At 64.5% G+C, this 16950-nt stretch carries 9 protein-coding genes and 1 pseudogene; 7 read left to right on the top strand and 3 right to left on the bottom strand.

Annotated elements, in window-relative coordinates:
- Positions 1-241 precede the first annotated feature (241 nt).
- The 4 genes from ACQEUU_RS15255 (at position 242) to ACQEUU_RS15240 (ending at position 10131) form a co-directional block, all read left to right on the top strand.
- Positions 242-4231, top strand: a complete 3990-nt coding sequence (locus ACQEUU_RS15255; protein ID WP_433065999.1) for an Eco57I restriction-modification methylase domain-containing protein — start codon at positions 242-244, stop codon at positions 4229-4231.
- 72 nt (positions 4232-4303) lie between these two features.
- Entirely contained in the window at positions 4304-7678 is a 3375-nt protein-coding gene (locus tag ACQEUU_RS15250) for a helicase-related protein (protein ID WP_270156806.1), read from the top strand.
- A 279-nt stretch (positions 7679-7957) separates the two neighbouring features.
- Positions 7958-9403: a hypothetical protein gene (locus ACQEUU_RS15245; RefSeq protein WP_270155164.1), complete on the top strand. Its 1446-nt coding sequence runs from the start codon at positions 7958-7960 to the stop codon at positions 9401-9403.
- 179 nt (positions 9404-9582) lie between these two features.
- The gene (locus tag ACQEUU_RS15240; RefSeq protein WP_433065994.1) at positions 9583-10131 is read left to right on the top strand and encodes a hypothetical protein; all 549 of its coding nucleotides are present in this window, start codon (positions 9583-9585) and stop codon (positions 10129-10131) included.
- Here ACQEUU_RS15240 and ACQEUU_RS15235 read toward each other — a convergent pair.
- Positions 10110-11219, bottom strand: coding sequence for an IS630 family transposase (locus tag ACQEUU_RS15235; protein ID WP_433065992.1), 1110 nt, complete (start codon positions 11217-11219; stop codon positions 10110-10112). The genes ACQEUU_RS15240 and ACQEUU_RS15235 overlap by 22 nt on opposite strands.
- A 584-nt stretch (positions 11220-11803) precedes the next feature.
- On the opposite strand from ACQEUU_RS15235, the gene ACQEUU_RS15230 reads away from it, so the two are divergent.
- A complete protein-coding gene (locus tag ACQEUU_RS15230) occupies positions 11804-12370 on the top strand; it encodes an alpha/beta fold hydrolase (protein ID WP_433065989.1) in 567 nt (188 codons plus the stop codon).
- A gap of 340 nt (positions 12371-12710) precedes the next feature.
- Here the strand turns inward: ACQEUU_RS15230 and ACQEUU_RS15225 are convergent.
- Positions 12711-12824 (bottom strand): annotated as a pseudogene (locus ACQEUU_RS15225) (IS3 family transposase); the annotation flags it as partial.
- Positions 12825-12916: 92 nt separating this feature from the next.
- Between ACQEUU_RS15225 and ACQEUU_RS15220 the strand changes: the two are divergent.
- Positions 12917-14326, top strand: coding sequence for an alpha/beta hydrolase domain-containing protein (locus ACQEUU_RS15220; protein WP_433065986.1), 1410 nt, complete (start codon positions 12917-12919; stop codon positions 14324-14326).
- 543 nt (positions 14327-14869) lie between these two features.
- On the opposite strand, the gene ACQEUU_RS15215 is transcribed toward ACQEUU_RS15220, so the two are convergent.
- Complete coding sequence (locus ACQEUU_RS15215; protein ID WP_433065983.1) at positions 14870-15592, bottom strand: aspartate/glutamate racemase family protein; 723 nt, start codon at positions 15590-15592, stop codon at positions 14870-14872.
- A 110-nt stretch (positions 15593-15702) separates the two neighbouring features.
- Here ACQEUU_RS15215 and ACQEUU_RS15210 point away from each other — a divergent pair, with 110 nt between their 5' ends.
- Positions 15703-16614, top strand: coding sequence for a LysR family transcriptional regulator (locus tag ACQEUU_RS15210; protein WP_433065980.1), 912 nt, complete (start codon positions 15703-15705; stop codon positions 16612-16614).
- Positions 16615-16950 lie beyond the last annotated feature (336 nt).

Raw genomic sequence — 16950 nt, 5'->3', positions numbered from 1 at the left:
CACATGTATGCGCACTTCGGGAGCATCCCACCTAGAAAAGTCCCTCCACATCATTGGAACGTCGTCCGATTAATCCCAAATATAGATGTTTGTCTTCATTATTTCCTTCTAATAGGAAATGAGCGAAACAATCATGCACGTACCGACATGTAACACTTGCAAGGAAAGGAGCGACTGTCCGTAAAATGCGCCCCTAGCAGGAATAAGCCGACGGCAAATCCTTGGGCGAAGGGTCGCGGACGTGATCGCAGATGTGGCGGAGCGGTTTCTGGAGGACGTCGAGGCCCGGGACCTGCCGTGGACCGCTCCAGCCGATGCTCCGGCCGCACTGATCACTGATCGGGTTCTACTCGGCAACGGCGACGCGCCCGTAGAGGTGGCTATCGCCTACAGCGAGTCCGGTGCTCCCAAGACCGATGAACTGCGCCGTCTGTGGAAGCTGCGGCACAACAACCGCCCCTCCCCGGTCCTGCTCGTCGTCTTGTACAGCACGACCGGAGCGGTGAAGGCAGCGACCTGCGGGATCCTCGACGACCCGATCGTGGACCTGGACACCGACCAGGTCGGCCGGATCTGCATCTCCGCTCTGGCTGAGCCGAACCAGCACGTGGCTCAGCGCACCCTCGCGCGTCTGCTCACCGCCCTGCGTAAGGAGGAATCCGCCCCCGGCCTGCTGAACAAGGGGTTGTTCGCAACCCACGAACTCCGCAACGGCGTCCCACTCCGACCCGACTGGGCCGCGGCGGGCGCGGCTGCCAGACCACTGCTCAGGCTGCGCGGGCTCGCACTGATCCAGGCGCTCGGGTACGGCACGGCCTCTCGCGGTTCGGTGGCGATGCTCCTCACTCACCAGGGGACCTCCCGATCCATCGCGGTGCTGCTGGAGGACGGGGAGGCCTTCGACAGGCCGTCCTCCCGGTTCGGCGCGGTCTCCCCGGTCTCGCACGCAATCTCTGTGGCCGCTCGGGAGAACCTGCCATGGGTGATCGTGCTGCGTGGCAGCCAGATCCGCTTGCACCCAGTCCAGCCCACAATCGGCGTCGGGCGTAAGAGCCAGGGGGAGACGTTCACCGAGCTGGACCTGGCGCTGCTCTCGGACGACAACGCCGCCTACCTACACCTGCTGTTCTCACCCCAGGCGCTCGCTCCCGAAGGCACCGTCAGCCGGATCCTTATCGACTCGACGCGCTTCGCCGCCGAGCTGGGCGGCCGACTCCGCGAGCGGGTCTACCGCGACGTGGTCCCCAATCTGGCCGTGGCGGTGGCCCGGCAGATGAGGGCCACCACCGAGGCCAACCTCCAGGAGGCCTACCACCGCACGCTCATCATCCTGTTCCGGCTGCTGTTCGTGGCCTACGCCGAGGACCGAGCGCTGTTGCCGTACGGACGCAACCCGCGCTACGACCGGCACGCGATCAAGACGCTGGCCAAGGACTTCGCCGACGACCCGGGCCAAGCGTTCGACGATTTCGCCACCTCCCTATGGGACGGCATGCAGGCGGTATGGAATGCCATCGACGGCGGCAATGCCGGCTGGGACATTCCGCCTTACAACGGCGGCCTGTTCTCTCATGATCCGCAGACCAGCCCGTCAGGTGCCGCGTTGGCGGGCATGCGGCTGACCGACGCGGAGTTCGGGCCCGCGCTGCACGCCCTCCTGGTCGACACCGGCCCCGACGGCACGCAGGGTCCGGTGGACTTCCGGTCGCTGAGCGTCCGCGAGTTCGGCACCCTGTATGAAGGTCTGCTGGAATCGTCGCTGTCGATCGCGCCTACCCCGCTCACCGTGGACAAGGACGGGAATTTCGTCCCGGCCAAGGACAGCGACCTGATCGAGGTACCGGCCGGGGCGATCTACTTCCACAACCGGTCCGGCAAGCGCAAGTCCACCGGGTCGTACTTCACCAAGTCCTTCGCGGTCGAGCACCTGTTGACCACTGCGCTGGAGCCGGCGCTCGACGAGCACCTGGACCGGGTCCGGGCTCTGCTGGAGGCTGGGGACGAAGCCGCGGCAGCCGAACTGTTTTTCGATTTCCGCGTCGCGGACCTGGCGATGGGCTCGGCTCATTTCCTGGTCGCAGCGATCGACCGAATCGAGGCCCGGTTCACCGCGTTTCTCGGTGAACACCCTATCGCTGCTGTCGGTGACGAGCTCATCCGACTGTCACAGGCCGCCCAAGAGGCCCTCGGCCCACGGGCCACCGAGGTGGAAATCGAGACCTCCTCACTGCTGCGCCGCCAGATCGCACGTCGCTGCATTTATGGCCTGGACCTCAACCTCATGGCGGTTGAGCTGGCCCGCCTGGCCATCTGGATCCACACTTTTGTGCCAGGCCTACCGATGTCCTCCCTCGATCACGGGCTGATCGTCGGCAACAGCCTCACGGGCATCGGCACTCTCTCAGAAGCTCTTGAAGTCTTAGAGCCGAAGTCGTCGATTGGGCAGATGTCACTGTACGCCGACAAGATTGAGGAGGCGCTTCAGGTCGCCAGTGAACGACTCAAACGAGTGGCACGAACGGACGAGGCCAAGAAGGCGGAGGTGCAGGACGCCGCAGACGCCTACCGCCTAGCGCTAGTCGACGCTGCCGATGCGAAACATATTCTCGACGCGGCCGTGGCTGTGCGGCTGGGACTCCTGCCGCTTCCCGTCGACGCCGATGACGCCATCACTTCGGTTGCAGGTGACGACGATCGAGCCAAAACGATCCGCCAGGAGCTGGAAAGGTTCGGAGTGACCCACCTCCCCTACCGGTTCCCCGAGGTCTTCGTACGATCCACCCCCGGGTTTGATGTAATTCTAGGCAATCCACCGTGGGACAAGGTGCGGTGGGAAGCGGCTCCATTCTGGGCTGGGATTTTCCCTGGAGTAGTCGCGCTGAAAGACGAAGCGCGGAAAGCGAAGATCACAGAACTCCGTAAGATGCATCCGATGGAGGCCATTCGAGAGCAGGAGGAGATGGCCCATCGGGAAGTTCTCCAGCAGCTTTTCAAAGCATCATACGCGCTCCGGGGTGATACGCATCTAGAGTTCGCACAGCTGATGCTAGAACGCGCACTGAAGCTGAAAAGAATATCCGGCTACCTAGGGTTAGTTCTACCCCGACAAAGTATGGTTCTGGCCGGATGGAAAAGACTACGCAGGGAACTCACTGCAAAATATGATCTCCGTATCATACAAGGCAGGAATCACTCTGAGTGGATCTTCGAGGACGTCGAGTCTCGCATCGCAGTGGTATTCCTAAGCGCTTCGCCAACCCAAGCACCCGTAACACGTATTTGGATTGCCAACAGTCCAAGCGACGTCACTGCCGCTACAGATGAGAACGCTATCGTCCTAACACAGGGGGAGGTAGCGTCATTCTCCGACAGCCACGTCATCCCATGGTTCGCCACTCCTAACGACCGACAACTCTTTGAGACTATGCGACACAAGCCTCGATTGGCTTCAGGAGAAGGTTGGATCATGGCTTCACATGATGCTCGATGGGACTTCACGGGCAGTGGCCCCGACCGTTCTCTCGCAGTGCGCGAGAAAGAAGCACATTCTTGGAAGATACTGATGACAGCACATGTCGATCAGTTTCACTTTGACATCAGCGTAAAATTCAAGCAGTTCGTCAGAGATCTGGACGCCCTTTGCCTCAAGAATCGCGGCATCGGTAGGAAAAAAGGGGAAACGGTTCTAACGGAGCGGCATCCAATGATCATATTTCGCCGCCCGAGCACCGTAGACAATTCTCGCACCATGATCGCGACAGCCCTTCCCGAGGCAGGGCTACTACACAATAAAGGCTACATATCCGCCGCCATGCATGATGCGGAATCAAACAGCACTCAAAGGCTCGCCCTCCTCGGCCTGTTAAACACTTTATGTGTTGACTGGTGGGCGCGCCGTTTCGTCGACCGGCATGTAACAGCTCCAGTGATCAACCAAATTCCTCTTCCAGACTGGTCTCAGGAACAAATCGCCGAGGCTGCCGAGATCACGAGTTGCCTACTCGCTCGTCATGGATATACCCGTTTAGCTGGCGGCATTACCGTCGGCAACACCAAAACCGATCCGGAAATCAAGCTCCGCGCACGGTTAGAACATCTAGCGCTAGACGGTTACGGACTCGATCAGCAAGACCTTGAGCTGATCGCAGCGGACTTTAACGAGACCGGACTCCCCATGGACCTTCGGAGAGAGCTGGATGTCGCTCATGTGCCAGCCAAAACCAAGCGCTGATCGGTAGTCCCATTCCCCATTCCGCGAACAGGTGGCCGCGTCCGCGTAATGGCCAAGACAGGAGAAGGTTCGGTGTCCGTCACTCCCTCCGGTGACTTCCGGCCCACGTTCGCCACCAACCATGCCGAACATGGGCGGACGGTCGCCAATGAGATCAACATGCTGTTGGAAGGGATGCGGACCAAACTGTCGGAGGCACCGTCAGTCGCGATTGCCTCCGCTTACTTCAACCCCGGCGGGTTCGTGCTGTTGGCTGATGAGCTGGAGAAAACCGGGCCAGTGCGGCTGCTGCTGGGCGCCAATCCGGACGAGAACCGGCCCAGAGTTCGACCGCTGGACACCGGGCTAGGCCGACGCGGTGAGCGTGAGCAGGTCCGGCGGGCGCTGGAGGGTCACCTGCGCCGTCTGGAGGAAGACCGCGACCTGCTGGGGTTCACGTTCGAGGCCGACGCCGCAGCCCGCCGTCTGGTCGGCTGGCTGCGTTCGGGCCAGGTCGAGGTGCGGCGCTATGAGGCCGGGTTCCTCCACGGCAAGGCGTTCATCGTAGACGGCGGGATCCCTGGTGTGATCGCCGGGTCTAGCAACTTCACTTATGCGGGGCTGGCCCGGAACAAGGAGCTCAATCTCGGCCAGTACCAGCCGGAGACGGTGGGCGCTGTACGCAGTTGGTTCGAGGAGATGTGGCAGGCCGCCAAACCGTTCGACCTGGCCACGCTCTATGAATCGCGCTGGCAACCGCACCTGCCATGGGAGATCTTTCTGCGGATGCTGCACGAGCTGTACGGCTCCGAAGTTGAACAGGAGCAGGCGGCCCGGGGCCGTTCCCGTCTGAACCTAACGGCGTTCCAGTCCGACGGCGTGTGGAGGGCACAGCGGATCATTGACCGACTCAACGGCGTTATCATTGCCGACGAGGTCGGCCTGGGCAAAACGTTCATCGCGGGAGAGATTCTTTACGAGGCAGTCATCACAAACCGGCAGAAGGCGCTCATCGTCGCACCTGCGACGTTGCGCGACTCCACTTGGACGCCGTTCCTACGTGAAAAAAACTTGCATGCCGACCGGGTCTCCTACGAGGAGCTCGCTAACGGCTTGCCCAATGCCGGGCAACTAGGCGCGGCCCTGCAAAACCCTGACGAGTACGCCTTAGTTGTGGTGGACGAGGCGCACGCACTGCGCAACGCCTCCACCAAACGGGCTGATGCGTTGCGCACGCTTCTGACCGGCAGCACCCCCAAACGGCTGGTGCTGCTGACCGCGACCCCGGTCAACAACAGCCTTTACGACCTGTACAACCTGATCTCCTACTTTGTCACCAATGATGCGGCCTTCGCCGGATCAGGGGTGCCCTCGCTGAAGAAGTACTTCGACCGGGCGATGGCGATGAACCCTGACGACCTGTCGCCGGAGCACCTGTTCGACGTGCTAGACAAGGTGGCGGTGCGCCGCACCCGCCGGTTCGTTCGCAATCACTATGTTGGCGACCGTGTGGTTATAAACGGTGTGGAGCGGGAGATCACCTTCCCAACACCGCGGGTCCGGCGGGTGGACTACAACCTGGACGAGGCCCTGCCGGGGCTGTTCGATCGGTTGGCCACCGCGCTCGGCGCCCATGTCGACCACCTCGACGACTCGGCGGATGCGGTCATCCTCGACGCCCCCGGCGAGGTGCTCACCTTGGCGCGCTATGTGCCGTCCCGGTTTCGGCGCGGCGGTCGCGAGGAGCAGTACGAGCAGCAGAACGCCGGCCTGCTGCGCTCGGCGCTGCTCAAGCGGTTCGAGTCGTCCGCCTATGCCTTCCAGCGCACTCTGCAGAAGATGGTCGCCGGTCATGAGGCATTCCTGTCCGCCCTCGATCAAGGAGTGGTGCTAACCGGGGATGCGCTGCGCGAGTGGGCGGCTTCCGACAGCGACGATATCGACAACTTCGTCGCCTCTTACGACCAACACGCAGCCGGCGGTAATGCGGAATCGGTGAAGAACGCCGCCGAATTCGACGTAGCCGCGTTGCGCGACGCCGTCGAGGCAGACCTGGCGCTGCTGCAGTCCTTCCACAAGGAGGTCGAGGACCAGCAGGCCGGGCCAGACCCCAAGGTTGACGCTCTCGTCGAGGAGCTTGCCCAGATCGCCGCCGAAGCGGCCGCCGAAGGCATCACCGACCAGCAGACGCGCGACAAGCGCAAGGTACTTGTCTTCTCCTACTACGCCGACACCGTCGAGCACCTGCACGCCCGGCTGCTCACTGCGATCGAATCCGACCACCGCCTAACCGTCTACCGAGGCCGAGTGGCCACCGCCGCCGGTCCTGACCGCAACGACCGCTCGCAGGTCATCGCCGGGTTCGCTCCTCGTACGGCAGGCGGCGGAGGTGAGGAGGATCTGTACGACCTGATCATCGCAACCGACGTGCTGGCCGAGGGTGTCAACCTGCAGCAGGCCCGCCACATCGTCAACTACGACCTGCCGTGGAACCCGATGCGGCTGGTTCAACGGCATGGTCGCATCGACCGTATCGGCTCCGACCACCGAGAAGTGTTCCTGCGCTGCTTCTTCCCTGACCAGCAGCTTGAACGGTTCCTACGCTTGGAAGAGCGCCTACAGCGCAAGCTCAAGCAGGCTTCCGCCGCTACCGGTGTGGGGGAGGTCCTGCCCGGGTTCGCCGGCCGAGACGTCAACCTCACGGAAGCCCGCGAGGAGATCGAACGGCTCCGCCGCGAGGAGGCAACCCTCTTCGAGACCGGTGGTGCCTCGGCCCTGTCAGGTGAGGAGTACCGGCGCCGACTACAGGCCCAACTCAACAACCCACAGGTGCGCAATGCCATACTGCGCCTGCCCTGGGGAAGCGGCACGGGATTCACACGGGTCGGACGGGCTCAACCCGGGCTGGTCTTCTGCGCCCGCATCGGCGACCACCCCCGGCCTTGGTTCCGCTACGTCCCACTAACGGAGGACTTGAACGTCACTCACGACGAGCAGGGCCGTACCGTCGTCGTCGACGACACGCTCGCTTGCCTAGCCGCAGCCGACCCAGGCGATCCCGCCACACCCGCAGACCTTAGAGATGCTCTGTATCAGGCGGCGTTTATGGCCTGGGCGCACGCAAAGCGGCACATCCACGAGGCCTGGACCTACAACACGGATCCGGCCCACCTGCAGCCGTCTATCCCAAAGGTGATGCGCGATGCCGCCGATCTGGTGCGTCAGCACGGCGCCCATCTTGGAGAACGCCAAGACGAACTGGTCGACCGTCTCCAGGCACCCTACAGCCCCCGAATTCTGCGCGACGTACGAGAAGGTTTGGCGCATCCCGGCACACCCAGGCAACGGGTGGATCATGTGGCAGACCTCGCCGACCGGCTTGGCCTGGTCCGCCAACCTGCCCCCGATCCCCTGCCACCGATAACCGAAGACGACGTCCACCTGGTCTGCTGGATCGCCATCGCCTGAACCGGTGAAATGGACAACGGTCCTACAGCCTGATCTGCCGAATTACGCTCGTAGCAATCAAGGCGGCGGCGCTGCCCGCCGCCACAGCGGCCTACCGCCGCCCGCCGTCCGGGCGTGCGGCCTGGGGGCCGGTCCCGGCCGGCGGCGGCTCGGGCCGCGCGATTGAAGACGGCTGTAGAGCTTCCCCCGCCGATGATCGGAGAGAGGAAGAGAATCGCTAACACCTGAGCGGGACAGAACGGCGCATCGTCGCCATACGCGGTGCGTCATGGCTGGCGCATGGGCACTCCCCTGTTCCTCATTCTTACGTATCTATGTCAGGTACAGGCCGACCCTGCTGATCTTCACAAGGAAAACCTGATGTTCATAATAGAAGGAAAAGAGTCATCCCCGGCCACATTCAGCAGAAAGGCCTTTGAACGTTTCCTATCAGACCTGCAATCTAAAGGATACAAGCCCCTTATTCGTGCTGCCGCCAAGGCGATTCTAACTGCTACGGGCACGCGGAGTATCGCCAGGCATCGAACCCTCTATTGGCAGACAATAGACACAGTCAGCGCCAGCTTCAATAGGAATCGATGGAGCCCTCCACCTGGAGAAGAATACCAGACCAGGGAACTCCTCGAAATAATGATCCGCGACGGCTCGCTTATCATCATCAGGTATTCAAGAGAGGTAGTGATTATCGTTGAGGCGCGCGACCATACCGCCACTTCACATGTAGAGGAGATATCCTCTACATTTTGGCATGCAGCGGATGCCGCATCAGCGAAAGACATGCTAGGGAACCCCTTCACCTGGCTCCCTACACCCAAGATGCGCCTGCTATATAGCCTCTCGTCTGTCAATTATAAAGTTAAGACAAATCACATCAACAGTCAGCCCGCGTCGTATAGCCAACAAGACCTGGAGGCTGCGATTACTCTAGCAACACCGGATTACAGAGAGGCTCTCAAGCGAGTGATCCAAGGGAAGCCAGCACGCGACGATGCGGGGCCTGCAAGCGAACAGCCTGCCGTCCGGGAGTTACTAGATCGGCAGCTTGTGCGCGAGGAATACTTAGTTGTGTGCCGACAAACTTCTCGTCCCATATGCACGGTAGCCACTCGCGAAGAGCTAGAGGGCAACCTCGGAGAGAATTATAGATGTAGCACATGCAACCGCACCTTCGCGGATGAAAACATTCGGAACATTATTGCCGCAACACCCCTAGCACGACAACTGATGGAAAAGAGCCATTGGATGACCATATGGGCAACCAGTTTGCTAGTCGACAGCAAAGTGGCCTTAAATAACATCGTCTGGAATACGACTTTCGACGAAGACGAAATAGACCTCATCGTCGACTTTCAAGGCTATAGAGCCTTTTTCGAGTTGAAAGATCGAGATTTCGGTCTAGGAGATGCCGACCGTTTTGTGAATCGAGTCGAGCGATATGGCCCCGGCGCAGGCGTAGTGTTCAGTCTTGGGTCTATATCGGCGGAGGCTAGGAAGTTCCTCACGCGCCGGAGAGTCTCTATAGTCGAGGGCCGGACTAGCGAGTCAGCCAGAACAGAAATTAAGGATATCATAAATAAGATCTCAACGGATGAGGCGCGCCGTCAGCTGCAGAACCTCCTCGCTTCTATGGAGATTGAATCGCAACGAGTTGTCGTGGAGCTATGGAAGCGAGAATCTGGAATCGAATGGCCGATAGATGAGAATGATCCTTATTACTGGCGCTAGTGGCTCGTCACCGAACGTTGGTCGGGTAATCGATCTCGGGTGGTGGACCCGTCGGTCGGCTCCCAGGGCTTAGCCCTTCTGGGGAGGCGCAGCCGTAAGCGTAAGCTGGACAGACTCTTAGATCTCAGAGCGGGCTGGCATCCTTGCCCGTTGGCTTCCGGGGCCTAGGATGACGCGCGATGAATGAGCCTGATGCGGAGAGTCGGCAGTTGCTGGAGGTCCTGCGGGCTGACCCGGAGTCTTGGTCCGGTCTGGGCTTCGCCCCCGCCGAGGATGACGACACCTGGGACGCCAACGCCGAACGTCGTGCGGCGGTGTTGGCTGCGATTCTGTTCGATCCGCAGCCCGCTGATCGGGCTTTGCTGAAGTTCCTGCTGCAGCAGGATATTCGGGAAGCTGAAGAGTTCTGGGGTGTGTCCGACGGGCTGAGACTCGGCATGTTGTTGCTGGCCGAGCATCGCTGCGTGGATGATGCCTGGCTGCAGTGGAGCGCGAAGATCGCTAACTTCGACACGGAGATGGGTCTGGATCTGTGGGCTGTTCTCGCTGGCGGTGTGGTCGCGGTGCGGTCGATGGTAGCGACAAGTGATCATCCGGAGCGGGACGAACTCCTAGAGCGTCTGGCCGAAGAGCCGTATGTCGATGCCACGGATGAGGATGTCGAGCGTTGGTTGCTGCAGCAGCGCACTCAGTATTTCCAGGCCACTCACGCAACCTTGGACGGGTAACTGGTCCAGCTTCTGATGGGTGAGCTGGCGGCGAAGTTCGTCTTGGGCTGGGCTCGGGCGTTGCGCCAGCGCACGTACGCGCCGATCGCCGCGTTCTGCTCGTCGTGGCTGCGGTGATCGGTGCCGTTGAGGGCGTAGTAGCGCAGCGCGGCGAACTCGGACTCGATCCAGTTCAGCCACGAGCCATAGGTCGGCAGGAACACCAGCTCGACATCGTTGGCCCCGGCCCAGGAGCGGACCTGAGGATGCTTGTGCGGGGAGTAGTTGTCGGCGATCACATACAGCTTCTCGCCGGGCCATCGGGCGCGGAGCGTCTTGAGGAAGGACAAGTACTCCCGCCAGCGCTTGCGGGTGCGGATGCGGTAGTAGAGCTTGCCGGTGGCCAGGTCGAGTGCGGCGATCATCTGCATCACGCCGTGGTAGCGGTGGTAGGTGGCCCGCAGCCGGGCCGGCGAGCGGGCCGGCCGCCAGCGCTTGCCCTTGCGTGGCATCAGGTTCAACGGGCCGAACTCATCGACGCAGATCACCCGCCCGTCGGCCGGCGGGTGATCGTATAACTCCAGCACGCGCTGCATCTTGGCGATGAAGTGCGGGTCGGTGGAGGACTTCCACGTCGTGGTGGTCTGCCAGCTCACCCCGCCCTTGCGCAGGATCCGCCGCAGATGCTCACGGCTGATCGCCGCCACGACACCCCGCGCGATGAGGTGCTCGGCCAGGGTGCGCAGGCTCCAGGTCGACATCCCTTCGATGCCCCACTCGGTGGGGGCCGTCGTGGCGATCAGGCAGATGTGCTCACGCACCCGCTCACTGATCGCCGGTGGACGACCCCCGCTCCATTTTGGGTCCAGCGCGTCGAACCCCCGCTCGTTGAAGGCGTGGATGACATCACGCACGTAGTCGTCGCTGACCTGCATCAACGAGGTGATGTCCGGAACGCTTTGGCCTTGGCCGGACATCATCACCACGATCGCCCGCCGCAGCTTGATCGGATCCTTCGCATTACGCGTGATCCGCTTCAGCTTGCGGCCTTCCTCCATCGTCAGCGGCCGGACGAACACTTCCGGTCGGCGCGCCACGACCACCTCCATGTTGTGAAAGCAGCCAGCCTGACGGATTCACCGCCCGAGATCAATTACCCGTCCAACGATCGGTGACGGGCCACTAGCTCTTTCGCAAGTGGCACGGCGATGGACTCAACTTGTACTGTCAGGCCTCCGGCGGGGCCTCGGCTCCGGGGTGTCTCCCAAGCGTGAACCGCAGTCCCGTAGTTGGCTGAGGTGGAAGCCTGATCGTCCCGCCTGCCACGACCCAGGCAGAGCCCAGCAGACCATCTCCTACGGCTCAAGCCCGTCTGTGACCGTTGGCATCCGATGACCGAGGAACGGCGACCGGCTAGGGTACACACGAAGACGGGCTTGCCCCTCCGTCGCCGGCCCGCTGCCGCTTCGCGGTGGGTCGAGGCATACGGGGCGCTCAGCCGGGCGAGTCGTGCGCGGGCGCGCATCTCAAGATCCGGCACATACGCGGAACGCCGTCGAGGCAGCATGATCGAAATCCTGCCGAGGCGCAGCTCAGAACATCGCTCCCCTGTTAAGATCAAGTCCACTCATAATCCGTGGGTCGTGGGTTCAAGTCCCACCCGCCCTACTCCTGAAATCCCAGCTCATCCATAGTGGCGCGTAATTCGCGCGAAGCCTCGGGGCGGGCAGGAGCCGCTCGGGAGACCGAGGGGAGACCAGGCGAGCCCCTCTTTCACTGCTTGGCCGACGGTGGCCGCGACGCACATTTCACCGTCCACGTCGTCAATCACCGGCCCGGGCTGCCATCGGGCACGACGATGGCCGACCTCGCCGCCGTCTACGCGCAGGCGATCAGAGGAATCTCTGAGGGCCCGGTGAACATGCTGGCCATCTCCACCGGCGGATCCATCGCTCTCCAACTCGCCGCCGACCATCCCGGCCTGGTCGACCGCCTCGTCCTGGCCGGTACGGCCTGCACCCTCGGCCCCACCGGCAGGCGAGCCCAGCGTGCCTACATCGAACCGGTGCACGACATCAAGGCGGTCACGCTGCTGATCCAGGGTGACCGGGACCTGGTCTGTCCGCTGGCACTGGCCCGGCAGACGGTGGAAGGCATCCCGGACGCCCAGCTCGTCGTCTACCCGGGCCGAAGCCACAGCGGCACGTTCACCGACAAACGGTTCGCTCCGGACGCCTTGGCCTTCCTGACGGACAGCTGATCAACGCATGCTGAACCCTCGAGGGCTCGGCTGGGAAACGATCACAGCCATCCCGGGAAGCGATCTTGAAGCTCTGTCTCGACCGCAGGTCACACCCACTCGTGAACACCCCCGCTCGCGGTCATCCTGACCGGAGCCAACCGCAACGATGTCACCCGGCTCCGCGGCACTGAACACGGCTCCGGCCTGGGCAAACAACGCTGGGTCGCCGAGCAGGCCTTCGCCCTGCTGCGAGATCGGTGATCTTGGTCAGCCGCAGACGATTCTGGCCTGTCGCCGAGCGGGCCCGCTGCGAGTGAGACGGCGGGCCATACCGGCGATGGCGGCCCACCGGATGATCGCCGCGGACCGCGCCGGACAGCCCGAGCCGGCGCATCAGCCGGGCAACCGTGCAGCGCGCCACGGCCACGCCCTGGCGGTTGAGCGCCTTCCACATCTTGCGCACCCCGTACACCGGCACTGGTGATTTCCCCGATGCCTGGGGGCGGCCCCCGGTGGAGACTGGCGTCTGTTCCCCGCCGCTCCCCTCCAAGGAGGAGATCCAGCATGTTCGAGCGACTTCGCCACGGCCTCTCGCGGGCCGTGGCCATCGTGGGGGCGGCGGTCCTCCTGCTGCCCGCCGCCCCCACACGGGCGGACGCGGCGGCGGTCAGCGTCGCTGAGATCCCGGCCGGCGCGGGCCAGGGCAGAATCGTCGGGGCCACCGTGACCGACCTCGCCGCCCGCGGGTACGAGGAGCGCGAGTTCCTGATGAGCGGAAACGCCGACACCTTCCAGAAGACCGGCATCTGGTACGCCAACGGCCAATGGGGTGCCCGCCGCAGCGGCACCGTCCAGGCGTACACCACCCGGCTGCTCGTCGAGCGGCCCGCCGATCCGGCCAGGTTCAACGGCACCGTCGTCGTGGAGTGGCTGAACGTCAGCTTCGGGGTGGACATCGGCGTGGAGTGGTCGCAGTCGCACGAGCTGTACACCCGCGCCGGTTACGCCTACGTCGGCGTCACCACTCAGAAGGTCGGCGCCGACAAGCTCAGGAGCCTCGACCCCGCCCGCTACGCGCAGGTTTCGCTGGCCTCGGACGCGTTGTCGTACTCGATCTTCGCGCAGGCCGCCGAGGCGGTGCGGGCGCACGCGCCGGCGCTGCTGGGGACGGGCGCGCCCGCGAAGGTCCTGGCCGCGGGCCACTCGCAGTCCGCCGGACGCCTGGCCACCTTCGCCAACGCGATCCAGCCGATCACCCCCGCCTATGACGGGTTCCTCATCCATGGACGGGGAGCCGGCGCCGCGCCCATCGGGGACGGGGTCATCGCCCTGCCCCTCACCGCCCGGATCCGCGCCGACACCGCCGTCCCCGTCTTCCAGGTCGAGTCCGAGACCGACGTCAGGACGTTCGCCGACGCCCGGCAGCCCGACGGCGCCCTCGTCCGGACATGGGAGGTCGCCGGCACCGCGCACGCCGACGCGTACGGACTGGCCCAGTACAACGCCCAGAACGCGCGCGACCGCGCCATCAACGACGGGCGCCCCATCTCCTGTGACCGGCCGGTCAACGCCATGACCTGGCGGTACGCGTCCAACGCCGCCTACCACCACCTCGACCGGTGGGTGCGCGGGCTGGGCGCGCCACCCGCGGGGCCGCAGATCAACCTGCTGCTCGGCACCATCCGGCGCGACGGCGACGGCAACGCGCTCGGCGGCGTGCGACTGCCGGACCTGGACGCGCCGCTGGCCGCCTACGGGCCGACCAACAGCGGCGGCGAGATCACGGGCGCGTGCCTGCTGCTCGGCTCCACCGCCCCGTTGAGCAGCGCCCGGTTGCTCCAGCTCTATCCCACGCGGCAGGACTACGTGACCGCCTTCACCCGGGCCGCCGACCGGGCCCTCGCCGCCGGCCACCTCCTGCCCGCCGACCACGCCGAGGCCGTCGCGCGGGCCAGCGCCACCCCGATCCCCTGACAGCTCTGATCCGGCCCGCGCAGGCCCGTGGCCGTCGCCTCCCTGGCCGTCGTCGGCCGGATCAGGACGCCTGCCGCAGCCGCTTGACGTAGCGGCCGCGGCAGTGGATGTAGTGCAACATCGTGCCGCTCGATCTGTTTTCAGAGGGCGGGGTTCGCGTGGCGACCGGAGCACCCCGGCTCTGTCGATGGCGACGGTGACGGCGCGGCGGACTTCTTCGCGTACCCGCTCGGATCGGTCAACGGCGCACCCGATGTAGCGCTTGCCGGATCCGAACACGACGGGTACGACGTCCGGCGCAGCTGACCATGTTGAGGTTCGGCGCCCGCAGGTGATCGTCGAGGCCGAGGTCCTTGGCCCGCCGCAGGCCCTCGCTGCCGGGGTCGACTCCGATCTAGAAACGCGGCTCGATGAGTTCCGATCGGCGTCTGCTCTGCGAGCCCGGCGGCGATCGTCGGTTCAGGCAACATCGGAACGGATCTGCTCTGCAAGCGAGCTTCCGGAGGCGCCGCTCAGGATGTGTCGTTCCCCGGCGTTCCGGGCTCATCGGGGGCCGCCGCGCCACTCGGGCATGGCACGCTCGCCCACGGCGACGTCATAGGCCGCGCGGGCCAGCAGGCGGGTGGAGTCCAGCGTCGGCAGGCAGGAGATCTCGGGCGTGATCAGCAGCGGGATCTCCGTGCACACGAGCGCGACCGCGTCACAGCCGCGGTCGGCCAGCCGTTCGATGACGCGGAGATACTCCTGGCGCGAGGTCTCGCTGATGACGCCGTTCACCAGTTCCTTGAAGATGATCTCGTTGACGAGGTCGCGGTCGGCGGCGTCCGGCAGCTCGGCGGCGATCCCGCGGGCGGCCAGCGCCCGTGGGTACAGCGGGCCATCCATCGTGTATTTGGTGCCCAGTACGCCGACGCGGGTGCGCCCCTCGGCCGCGGCCTGGTCGGCGACGACCTCGGCGATGTGGAGTCCCGGCAGCGGGAGGTCCGGTCCTGGAGCCTCCAGGGCCATGTGGGCGGTGTTGTCCGGGCAGGCGAAGAAGTCGGCTCCGGCCCGGGCCAGCCGCTCCGCGCTGATGGCGAGGGTGGCACGGACGGTCGCGTGATCTCCGCTGTCCCAGGCGGGCATGCTGCGGCCGAAGGCGATGTAGTCCAGGGTGACGTCGGGATGCTCGTTGCGACCGGTCCGGTGGAATCCCTCCTCGCAGAAGGTGAGGAAGCAAAGGGCGGCTCCCCCTGTGCTGTGAGCGAGAACTCCAAGGTGTTTCACGACGGCTCCGGCATGCCAGGAAATCGGGACGACTCCATTCTTCACCGGAGGACTCCGACCACATACTTCCAGGCATCGATCGATATAGCATCCATGCCGTGGAGGCATGGATGGATCTGCGGTTCCTCAGTTACATGGTCGCGATCGCCGAAGAGGGGTCCATCAGCGGAGCCGCCCGTCGCCTGCAGCTGACCCAGCCGACCCTGAGCCGGCAGCTGCGTGAACTGGAACGACGCCTGGGGGTCGAATTGTTCACCCGTGCCGGCCGCGGCCTGCTTCCGACCGCGGCCGGCGAGGCGCTGCTCCGGCGGGCCGTGCAGATGCTGGCCGATGCCGAGGCCGCTCTGAACGACGTACGGCTGGCTGCCGAGGACAAGACCGGCCGGGTGACGGTCGGGTTCGCCGGATCGGGCATCAACGGCGCGCTGGGAGAGGCCCTGGCGCGGGTGCGCGCCGAGCTCCCCGACGTCGACCTGTCCCTGGTGGAGCTGTTCGACGACGCCGAGATGTCGGCCGGCATCCTGGAGGGGATCCTCGACGTGGCGGTGCAGCGGCTCCCGGTACGCGACGCCCGTCTCGCCACACGCGTCTGGGCGCGCGAACCGCTGACCCTCTTCCTGCCGGCCGGGCACCCGCTCGCCGCGACCCATGAGCCTGCGCCTGTCTCCGTACTCGGCGAGATCCCCCTGGTGCTGTGGCCACGCGAAGCCGCGTCCCACGCGCACGACGAGATCACCTCGCTGTGCCACCACGCTGGGATCGTGCCGCGCATCGGTGCGCGCGGCCGTACCGTCCAGACGATCCTCGCGCTGGTCGCCGCCGGTTTCGGGGCGGCCGTGATGGCCGACTCCTATCGGGTGCTGCACCGGGAGGGGGTGACACCCCGGCGGCTCGCCGGGACCGCCACCACCTTGCACCTGGTCTGGCGGGCCGGCGACACGAGCCCGCTGCTCACACGTTTCATGACCGCGCTGAACGCCGTCAGCGTCCGGCACCGTGCCACCAAGGACCCGCTGCGCTGACGCGGGGTCTCTCAACGCCGGAAGCGAGCGCCTGTCCGAACGCGACCTGGGGCCTGAGCGGCGCGGCCGTGGGACGGCGAGACGACCGTCGTCCTGGCGGGCTGGTGTTGCGATCCTGCGTCGTCCCGTGTCAATGGCCTGGGAGTTCCGTCATGATCCACTCGTTGTGAATTGACCACGTGGCCTCGCCTCAACTGGAATGATCTCGGCGCGTGTGGCTTTTCCGAAGGGCCGGGCCCGGGCCCGGCGGTGAAGCGATATCAGACTCGTGCTACTGGACACGCGAGGCGGAACGCAGGCAAGGGCCACAGCGCTCCAGCCGGCCCACATCAACAA

Origin of the sequence: Nonomuraea sp. CA-218870, from assembly GCF_050936535.1 — a bacterium.
GTDB lineage: Bacteria > Actinomycetota > Actinomycetes > Streptosporangiales > Streptosporangiaceae > Nonomuraea > Nonomuraea corallina.
Note: the sequence above shows the minus strand (reverse complement) of the source record. Positions and strands in the feature narration are given on the sequence as shown.